Annotated in this window: 22 protein-coding genes; 13 read left to right on the top strand and 9 right to left on the bottom strand. The window is 53.5% G+C overall.

All coding sequences use genetic code 11. The features are described from left to right. Nucleotides 1–22: 22 nt before the first annotated feature. Together H4F65_RS13890 and H4F65_RS13895 are read right to left on the bottom strand one after the other, a co-directional pair. On the bottom strand, nucleotides 23–322 hold the full coding sequence (locus H4F65_RS13890; protein WP_010281167.1) for a helix-turn-helix domain-containing protein: 300 nt from the start codon (nucleotides 320–322) through the stop codon (nucleotides 23–25). Beyond that, nucleotides 309–680, bottom strand: a complete 372-nt coding sequence (locus H4F65_RS13895; protein ID WP_039320151.1) for a type II toxin-antitoxin system RelE/ParE family toxin — start codon at nucleotides 678–680, stop codon at nucleotides 309–311. The genes H4F65_RS13890 and H4F65_RS13895 overlap by 14 nt, the downstream gene beginning before the upstream one ends. A 337-nt stretch (nucleotides 681–1,017) precedes the next feature. On the opposite strand from H4F65_RS13895, the gene dgoR reads away from it, so the two are divergent. From dgoR to H4F65_RS13920, 5 genes are all read left to right on the top strand, one after another. Beyond that, nucleotides 1,018–1,716 (top strand): D-galactonate utilization transcriptional regulator DgoR, encoded by a 699-nt coding sequence (dgoR, locus tag H4F65_RS13900; protein WP_005976717.1) that lies wholly within the window; start codon nucleotides 1,018–1,020, stop codon nucleotides 1,714–1,716. Next, the gene (locus H4F65_RS13905) at nucleotides 1,713–2,609 is read left to right on the top strand and encodes a 2-dehydro-3-deoxygalactonokinase (RefSeq protein ID WP_010281154.1); all 897 of its coding nucleotides are present in this window, start codon (nucleotides 1,713–1,715) and stop codon (nucleotides 2,607–2,609) included. Before dgoR ends, H4F65_RS13905 begins: the two co-directional genes overlap by 4 nt. After that, nucleotides 2,593–3,210, top strand: a complete 618-nt coding sequence (locus tag H4F65_RS13910; RefSeq protein WP_010281152.1) for a 2-dehydro-3-deoxy-6-phosphogalactonate aldolase — start codon at nucleotides 2,593–2,595, stop codon at nucleotides 3,208–3,210. Before H4F65_RS13905 ends, H4F65_RS13910 begins: the two co-directional genes overlap by 17 nt. Next, nucleotides 3,207–4,355 carry a galactonate dehydratase gene (gene dgoD / locus H4F65_RS13915; protein WP_010281150.1) on the top strand — a complete coding sequence of 383 codons (1,149 nt, stop codon included), beginning with the start codon at nucleotides 3,207–3,209 and terminating at the stop codon, nucleotides 4,353–4,355. The genes H4F65_RS13910 and dgoD overlap by 4 nt, the downstream gene beginning before the upstream one ends. A 352-nt stretch (nucleotides 4,356–4,707) precedes the next feature. Continuing rightward, nucleotides 4,708–5,997 (top strand): MFS transporter, encoded by a 1,290-nt coding sequence (locus tag H4F65_RS13920; protein WP_010281148.1) that lies wholly within the window; start codon nucleotides 4,708–4,710, stop codon nucleotides 5,995–5,997. Between the two features lie 107 nt (nucleotides 5,998–6,104). On the opposite strand, the gene bhsA (H4F65_RS13925) is transcribed toward H4F65_RS13920, so the two are convergent. The 5 genes from bhsA (H4F65_RS13925) to H4F65_RS13945 form a co-directional block, all read right to left on the bottom strand. Continuing rightward, nucleotides 6,105–6,362 (bottom strand): multiple stress resistance protein BhsA, encoded by a 258-nt coding sequence (bhsA, locus tag H4F65_RS13925; protein ID WP_010281146.1) that lies wholly within the window; start codon nucleotides 6,360–6,362, stop codon nucleotides 6,105–6,107. Nucleotides 6,363–6,534: 172 nt separating this feature from the next. Continuing rightward, nucleotides 6,535–7,335 (bottom strand): aliphatic sulfonates ABC transporter ATP-binding protein, encoded by an 801-nt coding sequence (ssuB, locus tag H4F65_RS13930; RefSeq protein ID WP_010281144.1) that lies wholly within the window; start codon nucleotides 7,333–7,335, stop codon nucleotides 6,535–6,537. Further along, nucleotides 7,332–8,126: an aliphatic sulfonate ABC transporter permease SsuC gene (ssuC, locus tag H4F65_RS13935; RefSeq protein ID WP_010281140.1), complete on the bottom strand. Its 795-nt coding sequence runs from the start codon at nucleotides 8,124–8,126 to the stop codon at nucleotides 7,332–7,334. Before ssuC ends, ssuB begins: the two co-directional genes overlap by 4 nt. Nucleotides 8,127–8,136: 10 nt before the next feature. Continuing rightward, nucleotides 8,137–9,279, bottom strand: a complete 1,143-nt coding sequence (ssuD, locus tag H4F65_RS13940) for an FMNH2-dependent alkanesulfonate monooxygenase (protein WP_010281139.1) — start codon at nucleotides 9,277–9,279, stop codon at nucleotides 8,137–8,139. A 59-nt stretch (nucleotides 9,280–9,338) separates the two neighbouring features. Next, nucleotides 9,339–10,361, bottom strand: coding sequence for a sulfonate ABC transporter substrate-binding protein (locus tag H4F65_RS13945; RefSeq protein ID WP_010281136.1), 1,023 nt, complete (start codon nucleotides 10,359–10,361; stop codon nucleotides 9,339–9,341). A gap of 285 nt (nucleotides 10,362–10,646) precedes the next feature. On the opposite strand from H4F65_RS13945, the gene H4F65_RS13950 reads away from it, so the two are divergent. The 4 genes from H4F65_RS13950 to H4F65_RS13965 are packed head-to-tail and all read left to right on the top strand — an operon-like array spanning nucleotide 10,647 to nucleotide 13,860. Continuing rightward, nucleotides 10,647–10,865 carry a hypothetical protein gene (locus H4F65_RS13950; protein ID WP_010281133.1) on the top strand — a complete coding sequence of 73 codons (219 nt, stop codon included), beginning with the start codon at nucleotides 10,647–10,649 and terminating at the stop codon, nucleotides 10,863–10,865. Next, complete coding sequence (locus H4F65_RS13955) at nucleotides 10,780–11,103, top strand: PTS sugar transporter subunit IIB (RefSeq protein ID WP_039320155.1); 324 nt, start codon at nucleotides 10,780–10,782, stop codon at nucleotides 11,101–11,103. Before H4F65_RS13950 ends, H4F65_RS13955 begins: the two co-directional genes overlap by 86 nt. Further along, a complete protein-coding gene (locus tag H4F65_RS13960; RefSeq protein ID WP_010281130.1) occupies nucleotides 11,100–12,422 on the top strand; it encodes a PTS cellobiose transporter subunit IIC in 1,323 nt (440 codons plus the stop codon). The genes H4F65_RS13955 and H4F65_RS13960 overlap by 4 nt, the downstream gene beginning before the upstream one ends. Before the next feature lie 25 nt (nucleotides 12,423–12,447). Further along, complete coding sequence (locus tag H4F65_RS13965) at nucleotides 12,448–13,860, top strand: glycoside hydrolase family 1 protein (RefSeq protein ID WP_010281126.1); 1,413 nt, start codon at nucleotides 12,448–12,450, stop codon at nucleotides 13,858–13,860. Between the two features lie 183 nt (nucleotides 13,861–14,043). On the opposite strand, the gene bhsA (H4F65_RS13970) is transcribed toward H4F65_RS13965, so the two are convergent. Beyond that, complete coding sequence (bhsA, locus tag H4F65_RS13970; protein WP_010281124.1) at nucleotides 14,044–14,301, bottom strand: multiple stress resistance protein BhsA; 258 nt, start codon at nucleotides 14,299–14,301, stop codon at nucleotides 14,044–14,046. Between the two features lie 236 nt (nucleotides 14,302–14,537). Here bhsA (H4F65_RS13970) and H4F65_RS13975 point away from each other — a divergent pair, with 236 nt between their 5' ends. Next, nucleotides 14,538–15,818, top strand: a complete 1,281-nt coding sequence (locus H4F65_RS13975) for a YidR family protein (RefSeq protein WP_172645010.1) — start codon at nucleotides 14,538–14,540, stop codon at nucleotides 15,816–15,818. 35 nt (nucleotides 15,819–15,853) lie between these two features. Here H4F65_RS13975 and H4F65_RS13980 read toward each other — a convergent pair whose 3' ends face one another. Further along, nucleotides 15,854–16,210 (bottom strand): YceK/YidQ family lipoprotein, encoded by a 357-nt coding sequence (locus H4F65_RS13980; RefSeq protein ID WP_010281118.1) that lies wholly within the window; start codon nucleotides 16,208–16,210, stop codon nucleotides 15,854–15,856. A gap of 267 nt (nucleotides 16,211–16,477) precedes the next feature. Between H4F65_RS13980 and ibpA the strand changes: the two genes are divergently transcribed. The 3 genes from ibpA to H4F65_RS13995 all read left to right on the top strand — a co-directional run bounded on the left by ibpA (nucleotide 16,478) and on the right by H4F65_RS13995 (nucleotide 19,344). Further along, nucleotides 16,478–16,891, top strand: coding sequence for a small heat shock chaperone IbpA (gene ibpA, locus H4F65_RS13985; protein ID WP_010281116.1), 414 nt, complete (start codon nucleotides 16,478–16,480; stop codon nucleotides 16,889–16,891). 166 nt (nucleotides 16,892–17,057) lie between these two features. Next, nucleotides 17,058–17,510 (top strand): small heat shock chaperone IbpB, encoded by a 453-nt coding sequence (gene ibpB / locus H4F65_RS13990; protein WP_010281114.1) that lies wholly within the window; start codon nucleotides 17,058–17,060, stop codon nucleotides 17,508–17,510. A 175-nt stretch (nucleotides 17,511–17,685) separates the two neighbouring features. Further along, nucleotides 17,686–19,344 (top strand): putative transporter, encoded by a 1,659-nt coding sequence (locus H4F65_RS13995; protein WP_010281113.1) that lies wholly within the window; start codon nucleotides 17,686–17,688, stop codon nucleotides 19,342–19,344. The last annotated feature ends 442 nt before the right edge of the window (nucleotides 19,345–19,786 follow it).

The following is a 19,786-nucleotide window of genomic DNA, read 5'->3' on the forward strand; positions in this document are numbered from 1 at the left end:
CTGAAAATCCAGAACGACTTAATTACAAAGTAAGCGCGATACGCTTACCATCAGGCAAGGTCACATCTAGCGTAAGCTTGCCGCCTAGGGCAGTGACATAGCGTTTCAGCGTTGACAGTTTTGGGTCATTTTCGACCTTCTCCATCTTAACAATAGATGGCTGCTTGACGCCCAATGCTAACGCAAGCTGAGTCTGCGACATGTTCAGCTCTTCGCGTAATTTCGCTAAAGTGATTTCCTGACGGATCTCAGCCGTGCGCGCTTCAATGCGGGCGCGGCTCTCCGGTGAACGTTTAGCCATCATTTCTTTAAGCGTCGCCATCTTCTTTTACCTCCGGTGATATCAGATGCGATGCAAACTCAGCGTCTGCGATCTTAATCATACGTTCGTAGAACAACTTTTCATCTTCGCCTTTCTTATCTCCCGCACATAAAACAATCGCTTTACGTGTCCGGTCAAACGCGAAGAATGTTCGGAATGGGTGGCCGCCAACCTGAACTCGAAGCTCCTTCATATTTTTGTATTTTGAGCCTTTAATCTGATCAACCTGTGGTCGCCCTAGCTGTGGGCCATCCTCTTCGAGTATAACGAGGTGTGCCAAAACCTCTTCCTGTACCGTTTCGGTTTGCTCATCAAACCATGTATCAAATAGCGCCCGTGTGACTATTTCCCATGCCAATCTGTAAAACCTCCATGTCCTGCACTCTGTAAACACACTATAACCCACAGGCTATATTAGCAAGCAATCCTTGTTAGGAATAATGGAGCCGCCTTCCAACTTCGCTCGACTTAATCCCTCTGGATGTTGAAATCTGGTAACGCGTGATGTTGCTAAATTGTATTGATTGTCCATTTTGTGATCCAGATTGTAGTACAACATATATTAATGGTACTACAATCAGGCCAAGAAAAGAGGGAAGGGGGCGGTTATTGTGCAACAGTTCGACGACGTCAGGCGGCATGGCGGGTAAAGTAAGTACAGTGATATCAATCCGTTTTGTCTCGTTGAGGTGATGATGAATAAGCAGGAATTAAGCAAAACCGACCGCATCATTCTGGATATTGGCCAACAGATCGTTGGCGGGAAATACGCGCCAGGCACGCCGTTACCCGCAGAAGCTGAGCTGTGTGAAGAGTTTCAGACCTCGCGCAACATCATTCGCGAAGTGTTCAGAGCGCTGATGGCGAAAAGGCTGGTGGAAGTGAAACGGTATCGCGGCGCGTTTGTGGCCGCGCGTAACCAGTGGAATTACCTGGATACCGACGTTCTGCAATGGGTTCTGGCAAGCGATTACGACCCACGGCTGATCAGCGCGATGAGCGAAGTACGTAATCTGGTGGAGCCGACGATTGCCCGCTGGGCTGCCGAACGGGCGACCTCAAGCGAGCTGGCAGTGATTGAAGCGGCGCTGAACGACATGATTTCTAACCATCAGAATCGCGACGCATTTAATGAAGCGGATATTCGCTTCCATGAGGCGGTATTGGCGGCGGTGCATAACCCGGTATTACAGCAGTTGAGCGTCGCGATTAGTTCCTTGCAGCGTGCGGTGTTCGAGCGCACCTATATGCCGGACGAAGACAACATGCCACGGACATTACGTGAGCATCAGGATCTCTACGATGCCATTCGGCATCAGGATATTGAAGCAGCAGAGCGGGCGGCGTTGACCATGATCGCCAGCTCGACCAAACGGTTAAAGGACATTACATGAGTGAAAGCTATATCGCCATTGACTGGGGTTCGACCAATCTGCGGGCGTGGCTGTATCTGGACGGCGTCTGTATCGACAGCGTGAAGTCTGAAGCGGGCGTCACGCGTTTGAACGGTCAGACGCCGCAGCAGGTTTTTCAGCAGATCGTTGCGCCGTGGCAGCAGCACAACGTGCCTGTCGTGATGGCGGGCATGATTGGCAGCAATGCGGGCTGGCTTTCCGTGCCGTATCTGTCATGCCCGACTCGCCTGACGGATGTCGCTCATCGCCTGACGCGCGTGGAAGAAGCCCAGCCGTTGGCCGCTTGGATTGTGCCGGGGTTGAGTATTGCGCAGGACGATAACTGCAATGTGATTCGCGGTGAAGAAACCCAGCTGATTGGCGCATATAGCGAATGTCCTTCCTCTCTTTATTTAATGCCGGGAACCCACTCGAAATGGGTGCGGGCTGATGACAGCAACGTGCTGGATTTTCGCACGGTGATGACCGGTGAACTGCATCACCTGCTGATGACACAGTCGCTAATTGGCGTGGGGCTGACCGAGCAGCAGCCGTCCTCTACCGCTTTCCAGCAAGGGCTGGAGCTGGGCTTTGCCGACGACAATATCATCCGCTGCCTGTTTGAAACCCGCGCGGCGCATGTGCTGGGGCGTCTGGAGAAAAGTGCCGTGAGCGACTGGCTATCCGGGCTGCTGATTGGCAACGAAGTCTCACAAATGCAACGCCACTATCAGGTGGCGGCCGGAGACAGCATCACACTCATCGGGTCCCCTGCGCTGACCGCGCGCTACGAAAAAGCATTACAACAAGCTGGATTGCGCTGGCAGCAGCTGGATGGCGATCGGGCTTTTCAGGCAGGAATAAGGAGCATTGTTAATGAGCTGGAATACTAATCTTCCCTTGATTGCGATTCTGCGCGGTATCACGCCGGACGAGGTGCTGGAACATGTCGCGGCGCTGCTGGATGCCGGATTCGATGCGGTAGAGATCCCGCTGAATTCGCCGAATCCGTATGAAAGTATTCAACTGGCGGTAGAGCATTTTGGCGATCGTGCCCTGATTGGTGCTGGCACGGTACTGAAAGCCGACTATGTCGATAAATTACAGGAAATTGGCAGCAAGTTAGTGGTTACGCCCAACATTTCCCCCGAGGTGATTCGCCGGGCAGTGGGTTACGGCATGATGGTGTGCCCTGGCTGTGCTACTGCGACGGAGGCCTTCACGGCGCTGGATGCGGGGGCGCAATCGCTGAAAATTTTCCCGTCATCCGCGTTTGGGCCTGACTACATCAAGGCACTGAAAGCGGTATTGCCAAAAGACGTTCCCGTCTTTGCCGTCGGTGGCGTCACGCCGGAAAACCTGAAGGATTACCTTAGTGCGGGCTGCATCGGTGCCGGGTTAGGCAGCGATCTGTATCGAGCCGGTCAGTCGGTTGACGTTACCGCGCAAAAAGCACATGCATTTGTTAACGCCTATAAGGACGCTGTTCAATGAAAATTACCAAAATCACCACGTACCGGCTGCCGCCACGCTGGATGTTCCTGAAGATTGAAACCGATGAAGGCATTGTCGGCTGGGGCGAGCCGGTTATCGAAGGCCGTGCACGCACCGTTGAAGCCGCCGTTCACGAGCTGTCTGACTATCTGATTGGGCAAGATCCGGCACGCATCAACGATATCTGGCAGGTGCTTTACCGCGCGGGCTTCTACCGCGGCGGCCCGATCCTGATGAGCGCTATCGCGGGTATCGATCAGGCATTGTGGGACATCAAAGGCAAGGCGCTGGGTGTACCGGTTTATCAGTTACTGGGCGGGCTGGTGCGCGATAAGATCAAAGCCTACAGCTGGGTGGGCGGCGATCGTCCTTCCGAAGTGATCGCAGGCATCAAGAAGCTGACCGACATTGGTTTCGATACCTTCAAGCTGAACGGCTGTGAAGAGATGGGGATCATTGATAACTCGCGCAAAGTGGATGCGGCGGTGGCCGTGGTCGCGGAAATTCGCGAAGCCTTTGGCAACAGCATCGAGTTCGGTCTGGATTTCCACGGTCGTGTGGATGCGCCGATGGCGAAAATCCTGATCAAAGAGCTGGAACCGTACCGTCCGCTGTTTATTGAAGAACCCGTGCTGGCTGAACAGGCGGAATACTATCCTCGTCTGGCGGCGCAAACCCACCTGCCGATTGCAGCGGGTGAGCGTATGTTCTCACGCTTTGATTTCAAACGCGTGCTGGCAGACGGCGGACTGGCCATTATTCAGCCTGACCTGTCTCACGCAGGCGGTATTACCGAGTGCTTTAAAATTGCCGCCATGGCGGAAGCCTATGATGTCGCGCTGGCACCACACTGTCCATTAGGCCCAATTGCACTGGCTTCCTGTTTGCATCTCGACTTTGTTGCGCGTAATGCCGTATTACAAGAGCAAAGTATGGGCATCCATTATAATAAAGGTGCCGAGCTGTTGGATTATGTTATCAATAAAGAAGACTTTGCTATGACTGACGGCCATTTCTATCCATTAAATAAACCGGGCCTCGGCGTGGAAATTAATGAAGAACTGGTTATTGAACGTAGTAAAAATGCGCCAGACTGGCGTAACCCGGTGTGGCGTTATCCTGACGGTGCCGTCGCCGAGTGGTAATGCTCGTCATACCTCAAGCTATATGGGGTGTTGAATAACCGGTAATACATAACGCATTTCCCCGGCACAATGGAATAGAGCAATCATGGATTATCACGAAATACATTATTTCGTGAGGGATTACTGTTTTATTTTATTAGCGTCGGGGAAAGTAATCTTCCATTGATCATGAGTAAGCCACCACCGGGATTTTAAAAATAAAACGCCATTATAAATAGGAAAATATAGTGAGCGTGCGCGGTTATTTATTTCATTAGAAAAATAAAGCATACCAACTGCTGGTGTTGTTGAACGTTCAAAAATAGCGGGTAATAAATATCGCAGCCCGTTTAATAAATAACAGGAACATAAGATGGATATGACATTAACTACCCGTCCTACAAAACGGCGTTATTTCACCTTGCTGATGATTTTTATTACGGTCGTCATCTGCTATGTGGATCGCGCTAACCTGGCTGTGGCGTCGGCACATATTCAGGAAGAGTTCGGCATTACAAAAACACAAATGGGCTATATCTTTTCCGCGTTTGCCTGGACTTATACGTTATGCCAAATACCCGGCGGCTGGTTCCTTGACCGCGTCGGTTCAAAGGTCACCTATTTTATCGCCATTATGGGGTGGTCGATTGCTACGTTGCTGCAAGGTTTTGCCACGGGTCTGGCGTCATTGATTGGTTTGCGTGCGGTGACCGGGCTGTTTGAAGCGCCTGCGTTTCCGACGAATAACCGCATGGTGACCAGCTGGTTCCCTGAGCAAGAACGTGCTTCTGCCGTTGGATTCTATACGTCAGGGCAGTTTGTTGGTCTGGCATTTCTTACGCCATTGCTCATCTGGTTGCAGGAGATCCTGAGCTGGCACTGGGTGTTCATTGTCACCGGCGGCGTCGGTATTGTCTGGGCAATTATCTGGCACTTTGTTTATCAGCCACCGAAGAAAAGCAAAGGGATCAATCAGGCCGAGCTGGATTACATTGCCGAAGGCGGCGGTATCGTTGATGGTGATGCCCCGACTGAGAAAAAAGCGCGTACGCCATTAACGGCGGCCGACTGGAAACTGGTGTTTAACCGCAAGCTGGTCGGCGTGTATATCGGACAGTTTGCCGTGACCTCTACGCTGTGGTTCTTCCTGACGTGGTTCCCGAACTATCTGACGCAGGAAAAACAGATTAGTGCACTGACGGCAGGCTTTATGACGACGGTACCTTTCCTGGCGGCGTTCGTTGGCGTGTTGCTGTCTGGGTTTGTGGCGGACCGTCTGGTGCGTAGCGGAAAATCGATTGGTCTGGCGCGTAAAACGCCGATTATCTGTGGGCTGCTAATTTCAACCTGCATCATGGGGGCGAACTACACCAACGATCCGGTATGGATTATGACGTTGATGGCGCTGGCATTCTTTGGCAATGGTTTTGCCTCCATCACCTGGTCGCTGGTGTCGTCGCTGGCACCGATTCGCCTGATTGGTCTGACGGGTGGGGTATTCAACTTTGTCGGCGGTCTGGGCGGTATCACGGTGCCATTGATTATTGGCTATCTGGCGCAGGATTACGGTTTTGCTCCGGCGCTGACCTATATTGCTGGCGTAGCGCTGGTCGGCGCACTGTCTTACATCTTACTGGTGGGTGAAGTGAAACGTGTAGGCTAACGCTCGTTACTCGCGTGCAGTAGGCTCTGGAAAAAACCATAAAAAAACGGACTTTCCTCTTGGTTGAGGAAAGTCCATTTAATTTTTTGATTGTTTATCAGCAGCCATTATTTGTAGATAACGGCGACGCCGCGCAGTTGGTTGTCACCTGTTGCAGACGTGATAGTGAAGGCGCTGGCACCAGCTTTTTCTGCTTTCTGAGCCAGCTGTGCTTGCAGTGAATCCAGGCTACGGGCGGTAGCACTAACGACACCCACTTTTTCCAGACTCTGTGCCTGTTGCGAAGACACCTGATCGGCAGCGAAAGTACCAAAAGACAGGGCAGACAGTACGGCAGCAGCGGCGAAGAGTTTTACGTTTTTCATGTGATGTATCCTATTCAATGTTGTTTGGAGTGAAAGGTCATTTCCTTTCGATGAAGAGGATATTACGCCGATGCAGGTAGAAGGGAAAACGGAGTTTTTTGAGAATATCTGTCAATATTTTTGATGTTTAATCTGGCGATAAGATGCACAGTCTCGATCGCCAGAATGAAGGCTATATTGCCGCCTGCTGAGGCAACGGCGGTGAAGTCGGTGCCAGCACGCGCTCAAGCACGCGGGCTTCCAGTTCTGCCAGTTTTGCCGATCCACGACGTCGTGGTCGTGGCAAATCAACCGTGATGTCCAGTCCTACGCGGCCTTCTTCGATCAGAATAACCCGGTCGGCCAGCGCAATAGCTTCGGAGACATCGTGCGTCACCAGCAGTACGGTGAACCCGTGTTGGAGCCACAGATTTTCGATCAGGCTTTGCATCTCGATGCGGGTCAAGGCATCCAGCGCCCCAAGCGGTTCATCCAACAGCAGCAAACGTGGATGGTGAATGAGCGCGCGTGCCAGCGCGACGCGCTGTTTCTGACCACCGGACAGCGCGGCTGGCCAGTCATTCGCGCGATCTGCCAGCCCGACGGAGGCTAGCGCCTCCTGCGCTTTCTCACGCCAGTTGCCGCGCAGCCCCAGCCCGACATTATCGATCACCTTTTTCCACGGTAGCAGCCGTGCTTCCTGAAACATCAGTCGTGTGTCGTCTTTCGCGCTACTGAGCGGCGCGGTGCCGGTCAGCAGTTGGCCGCTGCTGGCCGCTTCCAAACCCGCGAGCAGGCGCAGCAGGGTGCTTTTACCGCAGCCGCTGCGACCGACGATGGCAACAAATTGCCCGGACGGAATGCGCAGTTGCACATCATTCAGTACGGTGCGGTGGCCGTAGTGCTTGGTGATAGCATCCAGCGCCAGCGGCGTCCCCTTGGTGAGCGGCGACGGTGAATGCGCGTGCGTTGCAGAATCGGTAAAAGCGGTCATGATGCGTCCCCCGATGAGGTTTGATAAGCCGGATTCCAGCGCAGCCAAATGCGCTCCAGCCCTTGAGCGCTGACATCGGCCAGCTTGCCGAGCAGGGCGTAAAGAATGATGGCGACCACCACCACGTCCGTTTGCAGGAACTCACGGGCGTTCATGGCGAGGTAACCGATGCCGGAGTTGGCAGAGATAGTTTCCGCGACGATCAGCGTCAGCCACATAAAGCCCAGCGCAAAACGAATGCCGACCATGATGGACGGCAGCGCGCCGGGCAGCACCACCTGAGAAAACAGGCTCAGGCCGGACAATCCGTAGCTGCGTGCCATCTCCAGCAGGCCGCGATCGATGTTTTTAATGCCGTGATAAGTGTTGAGATAAACCGGGAACAGCGTGCCCAGCGCCACCAGAAAGATCTTGGCCGCCTCATCAATGCCGAACCACAGAATCACCAGCGGAATCAGCGCCAGATGAGGAACGTTGCGGATCATCTGCACTGAGCTGTCCAGCAGACGCTCGCCCCAGCGCGACAGCCCGGTGATAAAGCCAAGCACCAATCCGATGCTGCCACCGATAGCAAACCCGATCAGGGCGCGCCAGCCGCTGATAGCCAGATGCTGCCACAGTTCGCCGCTAGAGATGAGCGACCAACCTGCGGTAATCACCGAACTGGGCGCAGGCAGAATCCGGTTGGATAGCCAACCGAACTCGACGGATACCTGCCACGCAACCAGCAGCGTTACGGGGAGCAGGAAAGGTGCAAAGCGCTGTGCCAGTGAAGAGAGCGTTCTTGCCATGATCGATTCCTCAGCTTTGCGAGACTTTACGCGGCACATAGCGGTTAGCAATCAACTCTCCCGCGGTGTTCACCGTATGCAGCGGCGTAGGTTGCTGCGCCAGATCGAGGTGTGGGAACAGCAATTCACCCACGCGATATGCCTCTTCCAGATGCGGATAGCCGGACAGAATGAAGGTATCAATGCCGAGATCGGCGTATTCCTGAATGCGCTCGGCCACCGTCGGACCATCGCCAACCAGCGCTGTGCCTGCGCCGCCGCGTACCAGACCGATACCAGCCCACAGATTTGGGCTAATCTCCAGCTTGTCCTTTTTACCACCGTGCAGGGCGGCCATGCGCTGCTGACCAACGGAATCGAAACGCGCCAGCGCCGCCTGCGCATCGGCGATGGTTTTTTCATCCAGATGAGAAATCAGCCGATCGGCGGCCTGCCAGGCTTCTTCGGTGGTTTCCCGCACGATGACGTGCAGGCGAATACCGAAGCGAACCTCACGCCCCTGTGCCGCCGCTTTGGCGCGGACTTCCGCCAGCTTTTCTTTAACCTGCTCAGGCGGTTCGCCCCACGTCAGGTAGAGATCGACCTGTTCTGCCGCCAGATTCTGTGCCGCCTCGGAAGAGCCGCCAAAGTAGAGCGGCGGACGCGGCTGCTGCACGGGCGGGTATAGCAGTTTGGCGTCTTTGACCTGAATGTGTTTCCCTGCGAAATCGACGGTTTTGCCTTCCAGCAGCCTGCGCCAGATGTGGGTAAATTCCGCCGAGGCTTCGTAGCGCTCTTCGTGGCTGAGGAACAGCCCTTCGGCGGCCAGTTCTTCCGGGTCGCCGCCGGTCACCAGATTGAACAGCGCGCGTCCGTTAGACAGCCTGTCTAGCGTGGCGGCCTGACGGGCGGCGATGGTGGGGGAAATCACGCCGGGGCGTAGGGCGACGAGAAACTTCAGCCGCTGCGTCACCGGAATGAGTGATGCCGCAACCAGCCAGGAATCCTCGCAGGAGCGGCCTGTCGGCAGCAGCACGCCGCCAAATCCTTGCCGCTCGGCGGCTTGCGCCACCTGTTGCAGATAGCTGTAGTCAACATGACGTGCGCCCTCGGTGCTACCAAGATAGCGACCGTCTCCGTGGGTGGGCAGAAACCAGAATACGTTAAGACTCATGGTGTGAACTCCTTGAACAGTCTTGTTTGGGGTAAACAAAAGGGTGTGCGACAGGCAAATTAGTTCGCCTTGGGACGCCAGACGCGCTCTGCGATATTGACCTTCACTGGCACCAGACGATTTTCATAAAACAGGTCGGCAGTGGATTGCTGGGCCTTGATCGTGGCAGCATCCAGCGGTTCGACGGTAGTCGGTGGACGATGGTCGAGCGCCGTTTCAATCACTTTTTCCGGCAGCCCTACCGCGTTTGCCAGCAGCGTGACGCTTTGCGCCCGGTCGCTGATCGTTAAGGCATCCGCTTTGGTTAGCACGTCCAGTACCTGACGAATAAAGGTGCCGTGCGCCTCGGCGTAAGGACGGCCAGCCAGATAGAAGGAGCCGGTTTTCTCCAGCCCGCTGCTGTCGATCAGCACGCGAACGCCGCCTTCCAGCAGCGCGGCGGAATAGTAGGGATCCCAGATTGCCCATGCATCGACGTTGCCTTGCTGGAAGGCGGCGCGGGCGTCAGCTGGGGTTAGGTAGGTCGGTTTGATATCGGTGAATTTCAGCCCGTCGCGTTGCAGCGCTCGCAACAGCGTATTGTGTGCGCTGGAACCTTTCTGGAAGGCGACTTTGCGGCCTTTTAAGTCAGCAACGGTTTTCACCGGGCTGTCTTCCCGCACCAGAATCACTTCGGCCTGAGGCTTCGGCGGTTCGACGCCGACATACAGCAGGTCAGCACCAGCGGCCTGCGCAAAAATAGGGGGGATATCACCGGTGCCGCCCAGATCGATGCTGCCCACATTGAGCGCTTCCAGCATCTGCGGGCCGGCGGGGAATTCAACCCAGCTGATTTTGGTGTTGGGGAACTGTTTTTCCAGCAGCTGGTGTGATTTTGCCAGCACCAGACTGACCGAACCTTTCTGATAGCCGACGCGCAGCTGCGTTGGCACGCTGTCCTGTGCATAGGCGGCGGATACGAGCAGCAGGGCGCTGGCGGCCAGAATAGCGGGGAGCTGACGTAGCCGCGCTGTCAGGTTGCTCCACAATGGTGCGTTTTCTCCACGTCCTTCCGTGACCGATTTTTTCATCATCAATGACATGCTTATGGCCCCTCCCTTATAACTAAAAATTAAAATACAGCGAGAAAATGCAACATCAGGTGATAAACATAGCAGGGGGAGGACGGGCTTTTTAAATCTCAATTTGTCGTTTTTATAGTCAAAAGTAGAAAATGCCTGAAATCAGCACACTTAGCGTAATAAGCGCGGCAATAGTGAGTTTTACCCGTCCTTCACGTCTGAAACACGTTTTCCATGACCTGCCTCACATTGTTTCCCGCAATGTCTATCATTTCGTGAACCTATTCTCATATATTGATTTTTTTCATGGAAAACGGTTTCCGTTGTGTTTCCATGATGATGTTTCCAATGGACGTGTTTATTCACGATGCTTTTATTGATGACGTTTTTTTATTCGTAACGCTTTTTATTCATAACGTAATACGACGGGGTATTGAAAATGAAAAGGATCATGCTTTGTTGTTCCGCTGGGATGTCTACCAGCCTTTTGATGAGAAAGATGAAGGAGGCGGCCAGCGCACGTAGTCTGGACGTCGAGATTGCCGCCTACGCCGCCCATGAATTTGATGAGCAGGTCGGGAAGTATGACGTTGTGCTGCTGGGGCCACAGGTGAAATATATGCTGGCGTCCTTTCAGGAGAAAGCCGAGGGAAAAGGCGTGCCCGTGGCAGCGATAGACATGATGGATTACGGTATGCAGCGCGGTGACAACGTGCTGGATTTTGCCTTTTCACTGATCGAAAAATCAGGACAACCGCTATGAGTGGCCTCTATCAGTCGATGGTAAATATCATCGAGCAAAAAATTACCCCGCTGGCGGGTGTGGTGGGACAACAGCGCCACATCATCGCGATTCGTGATGGATTTATCGCCGCGCTGCCTTTTATGATCATCGGTTCATTTATGCTGGTGTTCATCTTCCCGCCGTTTGCACCGGATACCACGCTGGGATTTGCCCGCGCGTGGCTCGATTTCTCCGTTGCTTATCGTGAACAACTGATGCTGCCGTACTACCTCAGTATGGGGGTCATGACCTTCTTTATCTCGGTGGGGATTGGGGCCAGCCTTGGCAAGCACTACAAGCTGGATCCGATCATGACCGGTCTGCTGGCGCTGATGGCATTCTTGCTGGTGGCTGCGCCTTATCAGGATAAGCAAATTTCCACCCAGTACTTCTCTGGGGAAGGGATTTTTACCGCGATTCTGACCGCGATTTATGCGGGTGAAGTGTATGCCTGGCTGAAGAAACGCAACATTACGATTCGCCTGCCGAAAGAGGTGCCGACCGGCGTGGCGCGTTCGTTTGAAATTCTTATTCCCGTGCTGGTCATCGTCGCGACGCTGCATCCGTTTAACCTGTTCATCCAGTCTGTGACCGGCATGATTATCCCAGAAGCTATTATGCATCTGCTTGCACCGCTGATTTCGGCGTCGGATTCGCTGCCTGCGATTCTGATTTCGGTATTTATTTGCCAGATTCTGTGGTTTGCCGGGATTCACGGCGCGCTGATCGTCACCGGGATTATGAATCCGTTCTGGATGACCAACCTGGCGCTGAATCAGGCTGCACTGTCAGCCGGTGCGCCGCTACCGCATATTTATTTGCAGGGCTTCTGGGATCACTACCTGCTGATAGGCGGGGTCGGTTCCACGTTACCGTTGGCCTTTTTGTTACTACGTAGCCGAGCCGTTCATCTGCGCACCATTGGCCGCATGGGCGTGGTACCGAGCTTTTTCAACATCAACGAACCGATTCTATTTGGTGCGCCGATCATCATGAATCCGCTGCTGTTCCTGCCGTTTATTTTCGTGCCGATGGTTAATGCCGTCATTGCCTATACGGCGACGAAGCTCGGTTGGATTGCGCAGGTCGTTTCCCTGACGCCGTGGACGACGCCTGCGCCGATTGGGGCATCATGGGCGGCGAACTGGGCGTTCAGCCCGGTGATCATGTGTCTGCTCTGTATGGTGATGTCGGCCGCGATGTATTACCCGTTCCTGAAAGTCTATGAGCGCACGCTGCTTAAACAGGAGCAGGAGAAACAACAGCAGGCCGCAGGCGAAGCCAGCGCCAGCGCATAAACACGAGTGAAGCAGAGAGGAACGTATGCACGATCATCTTCAGAATGATTTTCGCTTTCCCGCGAATTTTTGGTGGGGTAGCGCCAGCTCGGCACCGCAAACGGAAGGCGAAAGCCTCAATTATGGTAAAAGCGCCACCGTGTGGGACGAATGGTTTGCCACGCAGCCCGGCCGTTTTCACCAGCAGGTTGGGCCAGCGGATACCTCCACGTTTTATCAGCACTGGCGTGAAGATATCGCGCTGCTGAAGACGCTGAATCACAACACGTTCCGAACGTCGATCTCGTGGGCGCGGCTGATTCCCGATGGCGTCGGTGAACCCAATCCGCAGGCAGTCGCGTTTTATAATCAGGTCATTGACGAAATGCTGGCGCAGGGCATCACGCCGTTTATCAATCTGTTCCATTTTGATATGCCGATGGTGATGCAGCGGTTGGGCGGCTGGGAAAATCGAGCGGTGGTGGTGGCCTATGCGGGCTATGCGGCGACCTGCTTCCGCCTGTTTGGCGACAGGGTAAAACACTGGTTTACGTTCAATGAGCCGGTGGTGCCGGTGGAAGGCGGGTATCTGTATGATTTCCACTACCCGAACGTGGTGGATTTCAAGCGTGCTGCGACGGTGGCGTACCATACGATGCTGGCGCATTCGCTGGCGGTAAGGGCGTATCGCGCGCAGTTTCAGGACGGGGAAATTGGCATTATCCTCAATCTGACGCCTTCCTACCCGCGTTCTCAGCATCCGGCCGATGTTAAAGCCGCCAACATCGCCGATCTGATGTTTAACCGCAGTTTCCTCGATCCCGCATTGAGGGGCGAATATCCGCAGGAACTGGTCGATCTGCTGCATCGATACGGCCAACTGCCGATCTGCCAGCCTGACGATCGTGCGCTGCTGGCCGATGGGATTGTCGATCTGCTGGGGATTAACTACTACCAGCCGCGCCGTATTCAGTGCCGCGACAGTCTGGTTAACCCTGATAGTCCGTTTATGCCCGAGTGGTTCTTCTCCAGCTATGAAATGCCAGGGCGAAAAATGAACCCCTATCGCGGCTGGGAAATTTACGAACCGGGCATTTATGACATTCTGACCAACCTGCGGGTGAATTACGGCAATCCGCGCTGCTTTATTTCGGAAAACGGCATGGGTGTCGAGAACGAACAGCGTTTCGACGCTAACGGCCAGATTCAGGATGATTACCGCATCGATTTTGTCCGTGAACACCTGAAGTATGTACACAAAGGGATCGCGGAAGGTAGCAACTGTCTCGGCTACCATATGTGGACGTTTATCGATAACTGGTCGTGGTCGAATGCCTACAAAAATCGCTATGGCTTTGTGCAACTGGATTTGGCGACGCAAAAACGCACGGTGAAGAAAAGCGGGGAATGGTTCGCGGCGACAGCGGCCGAGAATGGCTTTCAAGGTATAACGTCGTAAGTCTATCCACGTCGGTGTGGCATTCAGCCACACCGAATTCATCGCCTTTCCTGCTTTCCCACGAATCTCTTTCGCATAAATAAAAAAACCGGCTTGCCCTGATGAGGAGGCAAGCCGGAAAGAGGGTAATACGTGATGCTTACAGGATGGCTAACTGGGATAAAAACTCAGGGTAAACAACGATTAGTTGAAGATTACCGCAGAGCCACGCAGCTGATCGTTACCGGTCGCAGACGTGATGGTATAAGCTTTAGCGCCTGCTTTTTCTGCTTTCGCCGCGAGCTGAGCCTGTAGTGAGCTGAGGTCTTGAGCGGTAGCGGTAACGACGCCTGCTTTTTCCAGGTTTTGAGCCTGTGCAGGAGATACGTATTCAGCAGCAGAAGCACCGAAAGTCATGGTAGCGAGAACAACAGCAGCGGCGATAGTTTTTACGTTTTTCATGGTGTCTTATCCTTTTCTGATTTGATAGGTGAAAGGGGGCTGCCCTTTCGATATGAAGAATGTTACGCCGATGCTAATAAATTAAAAAACGGATGTTATTGAGTTAGTCTTTCTATTTTTTTGAATGACATTTATCGATGTTGTTTGTTTTTTTTAAATTAAAAACAATAAGTTATACATAAAACTGAAATTGATTTACAAAAAATTGACTGATATTGAATAAGTGGGGTGATGTCTTGTATATTGAGGTTCAGCTAACGTTTAATGCTACTGGTCATCAACTTACCAATATTAATTGCTGGTCATGTGATGGGAATTGGCTGGTTTATGACATAAGACCCTATGGATCTTCATTCTCAGGGCTGACCATTGAGCGCATACACCTGAAAAGCCGGGAAACCGAGGTGATTTATCGGGCGACGGCGGGGGCGCACGTGGGCGTGGTGACCTGTAGCCCGCAGGAACCGCTGCGCTATGTCTTTATCCACGGGCCAGAAAACCCAGATGGCGAGTGGCAGTATGATTTTCACCATCGGCGTGGAACGATAGTGGCGGATCGTCAGCGCGATGAGGCCATCACGCTCGATGCTTTCTCCATTACGCCGCCTTATCAGGCCGGTGCGCTGCGCGGCGGTACGCATGTCCATGTCTTCAGCCCGGATGCCAGCCGCCTGAGCTTTACCTATAACGACCATGTGCTGCATGAGCGCGATCCGGCATTGAACTTGCGCAATGTGGGCGTAGCCGTGCCGCTACAGGCCGTCACCGTTGAAAAACACCATCCGCGTGAATATGACGGTAGCCACTATTGTGTGTTGGTTAGCAGAACGACGCCGCAGCCGCAGCCCGATAGCGATGAGATCAATCGTGCCTATGAAGAAGGTTGGGTAGGAACGGCGGGCTATATCCGACAGGATGGTTCGCGACAGCGCTGGGCACTGGCGTTTATCGGCGATACGCGTGCGGCGGACGGGACAACGGTGCCTGAGATTTTTATTGTCGACTTGCCGGATGCGCTGGAAGAGTACGCCAAAGTGGGCGATGCGCCACTGGCGGGGACGACAACGTCAATGCCTGCGCCGCCAGCGGGCGTGCAGCAGCGGCGTTTAACGTTTACGCACTCGCATCGTTATCCTGGTCTGGTGAATCAGCCGCGCCACTGGCTGCGAGCGTCGCCCGACGGCAGTGAGATTGCTTTCCTGATGCGGGATGAGGCAGGCGTGGTGCAGCTGTGGACGCTTTCCCCGAACGGCGGTGAGCCAAGGCAGGTAACGCGCACGGAACACGGCGTACAGTCGGCCTTTAACTGGCACCCGGATGGACGTTCTCTGGCGTTTGTGTCTGATAACAGCATCATGCTGTGTGAGGCGAAAAGCGGTGAGCTTGTTCGGCTAACGGCGCGGACCGACAGCGCACCGAGTGCGGATGCCGTGGTCTTTTCCCCTGATGGGAAACACATTGCATATATGCGAGAGATTGACGGCTTTAATCAGCTTTTTGTTGTGGCGACGGCGTAACCTGCACGCGCTGATTCAAGGTGAATGCAGGGCTATCAAAGCTGATTATGAGGCATAGTGGCGAGCTGTGAGCTGGCGGTCTGATTTTGCTCTTCGCTGTGTGAAATACGTTCGCGCGTCGACAGTTTGTTCTTATCGCTGCCTGCACGATAGTAGTCGTAGGGCAGCAGCAGGGTGTCGGCCACTGCCGAGAACGGCAGGTCGATAGCGACCAGCGGCATCATCACCCAGCTGGTGTCGTCGTCGCGCAGCATATCCACACCGGCGCGCGTGCCGGAATAGTATCCCTGATCGCCTCCGGTATGCGTCATCACGCTGGAGCAACCGCTGGTTGTCACCGCGCCACTGCCGGTGATGATGAAAGAGAACAACGCACTTTTCAGTAAGGTCATATTATCTGTCCATTAAGAACCTGCTGCCAGAGTGGGTTCCAGAGCCTGCCTATCTTGAGTGTATGTGATAACGCCCGCAGTGCGAGTGAATATTGCATGAAACCCAGCGATTTTTCCTTTTTGCCTCTTGAAAGTCTGAGGGGGGTCACCATATTGATAATAAGTCGGAAGAAAACGATACGCCGTCAGGGTATCTGTCCCGGCTGTGAGCCTGTCCCTAGGGAAGGTAAAAAATAAATCCTCGCTGCATGTTTAGGAGGCTGTTTTATGCGTAACCCCGATTTTTCCCCACTGTACCGTTCCGCTATTGGTTTTGATCGCCTGTTTAATCTCTTAGAAACCGGGCAGACCCAGAGTAACGGCGGCTATCCTCCCTACAACGTCGAACTGGTTGACGAGAACCAATACCGCATTGCGATTGCCGTAGCTGGCTTCGCTGAGCAGGAACTGGACATCACCGCGCACGACAACGTATTGATTGTAAAAGGTGCCCACGCCGGTGAACAGATTGCTCGTAACTACCTGTACCAAGGGATTGCCGAACGTAACTTCGAGCGTAAATTCCAACTGGCCGAACACATTCAGGTAAAAGGTGCCAATCTGGAAAACGGGCTGCTGTATGTCGATCTCGAACGTATCGTGCCGGAAGCGATGAAGCCGCGTCGGATTGAAATCAAGTAAATCAACATCACGTTATTTGCACGAATCGCGCATTGCCTGAAACGGCAGTGCGATGAATGAACGCTTCGTCTGCCGAATGGGGACGACGCCAGCTATAGAACTGTGGCTGGCATAGGGTATGCCCGTATGGGCACCATTAATCTCGCTTCTTAGAAGGAGTCATATTATGCGTAACTACGATTTATCACCTTTATTGCGTCAGTGGATCGGTTTTGACAAATTAGCCAGCTCAATGCAAGGCGGTCAGGAACCGATTGATTTTCCTCCGTATAATATCGAGAAGAAAGACGACAACCACTATCGCATCACGCTTGCGCTGGCAGGGTTCCGACAGAGCGATCTGGACATTGAAGTAGAAGGCCCGCGCCTGACCGTGAAAGGCAGTCCGGCACCGTCCCAGAAAGCCGTGGAATATCTGCATCAGGGGCTGGTGTTTAAGCCTTTCACGCTGAGCTTCACGCTGGCCGAGCATCTGCATGTGTCCGATGCACACTTTGAAAATGGCCTGCTGCATATCGATCTGGTACGTGACGTGCCGGAAGCCTTGCAGCCTCAGCGTATCGCCATCAATAGTGACCGTCCGGCATTGAACCAGCAGCCTGCTGAAGATGCCTCATAACGCGATATCCGCATTATTTGTTTGATGATTTCCCGCGCTCGTATCATTACGGGCGCGGTTTTGTGTTGCCCGCCACGTTTCCCACCCCGGCATTCTGCCAGAATCAAAATATACTCATCATAGAGTATAGCGTCAGTGACATTTCCCAATAAAAACGTCCGCAAAGGATACGGGTATGAGTGATATCGCACTTACCGTGAGTATGCTGGCGCTGGTTGCGGTTCTGGGGTTATGGATCGGCAACTGGCGGATTTATGGCGTCGGTTTAGGGATTGGCGGGGTCCTGTTCGGTGGGATCATCGTCGGGCATGTTGCCCATCAGTACCAGATTCAACTGAATGATGACATGCTGCACGTCATCCAGGAGTTCGGGCTGATCCTGTTTGTCTATACCATTGGCATTCAGGTCGGGCCGGGTTTCTTTTCCTCTTTGCGGGTATCTGGCCTGCGACTCAATGCGTTTGCGCTGCTGACGGTGTTCCTCGGCTGCGTGGTGACCGTCCTGCTGCACAAACTGCTCAATATTCCTTTGCCCATTATCCTCGGTATTTTCTCCGGTGCGGTGACCAACACGCCGTCGCTGGGTGCGGGTCAACAGATTCTGACCGATCTCGGTTCGAGTTCCGCATTGGTGAACCAGATGGGGACGGGCTATGCAATGGCGTATCCGCTGGGGATCTGTGGCATTTTGCTGGTGATGTGGCTGATGCGCGTGCTGTTTCGCGTCGCGGTGGAGAACGAGGCAAAGCAGTTTGAAGTCAGCAATGGTCTGCATCATGAGCAACTGCACACCATGAATGTGTCGGTGACGAATAGCAATCTGCAAGGGCTGGCGATTCAGGCTGTGCCGATTCTGAACCGCGACACTATCGTCTGCTCCCGCCTGAAACGCGGTGATGAACTGATGGTGCCGTCGCCGCAGACGCTTATCCAACTGGGCGATTATCTGCATCTGGTTGGGGCGAAAAACGATCTGGAGCAGGCGCGTCTGGTTATCGGCAATGAGGTTGAGACATCGCTCTCAACGCGTGGCACGGACCTGCACGTTGAGCGGGTGGTGGTGACAAATGAGAAGGTGCTGGGACGTAAGATTCGCGATCTCAATCTGAAGCAAAACTATGATGTCGTGATTTCGCGCCTGAACCGTGCGGGCGTCGAGCTGGTTGCCAGCAATCAGGCTAGCCTGCAATTTGGCGATATTCTGAATCTGGTCGGGCGAAAGGCGGCGATCGATGCGGTCGCGGATATCGTGGGAAATGCGCAGCAAAAACTCCAGCAGGTACAGATGCTGCCCGTCTTTATCGGCATTGGGCTGGGCGTACTGCTGGGCTCGATACCGCTGATTATTCCCGGCTTTCCCGTCGCGCTGCGGCTCGGGCTGGCGGGTGGGCCACTGGTGGTCGCGCTGGTGCTGGGGCGCATCGGCGGGATCGGTAAACTTCACTGGTTTATGCCGCCCAGCGCGAATCTTGCGCTGCGTGAACTCGGCATTGTGCTGTTCTTATCGGTGGTGGGGCTTAAATCTGGCGGCGACTTCGTCGATACGTTATTGAACGGCGATGGGGTGTGGTGGATTGGTTATGGCGCGCTAATTACCATTGTGCCGCTGCTGCTTGTCGGCGTACTGGCGCGGACGCTGGGTAAGATGAACTACCTGACGCTGTGCGGCATGTTGGCGGGCTCCATGACCGATCCGCCTGCGCTGGCGTTTGCCAATGGGCTACACCCGACCAGCGGTGCGGCGGCGCTATCGTATGCGACGGTTTATCCGCTGGCGATGTTTCTGCGCATTATGTCGCCGCAGCTGTTAGCCGTACTTTTTCTTACCCTCTAAATGTTATCAACTGGATAAAAAATAATATTTTCTCGCCGAGTAATGGCGATTTATTTCTTTATTTCTTAATAGGGAAATACCTGAGTGGATAAATAAGGAATGGATAACTGACTGTCTGGAAAAGAATTATATTACCACTATTAGGTATAAGGTTTTTTTATCATTGCGTTGTCGTTAATTTCGTTAATTTTATGTTCTTTAAATGTCAATTATTATTGAATTTCAAGGGTTTTTTATCAGGAAATTAAAACCACGATGGTTTCTTAAATAAATTAATGAACCACTTTAGTAACTAAAGTTACGCTATTTTATAGGCGCATTATAATACTATCTCTTCATTAATCACTTGATTTGATTAGACGAGAGAAGCACCCTGAACCCTTGTTTTCTCGTCTTTTTTTCCGCAGATGATTCCTGTTGCGTTGTTTTCAGCAGGGTGACG

The organism is Pectobacterium brasiliense, from assembly GCF_016950255.1.
In the GTDB taxonomy this organism is placed as follows: domain Bacteria; phylum Pseudomonadota; class Gammaproteobacteria; order Enterobacterales; family Enterobacteriaceae; genus Pectobacterium; species Pectobacterium brasiliense.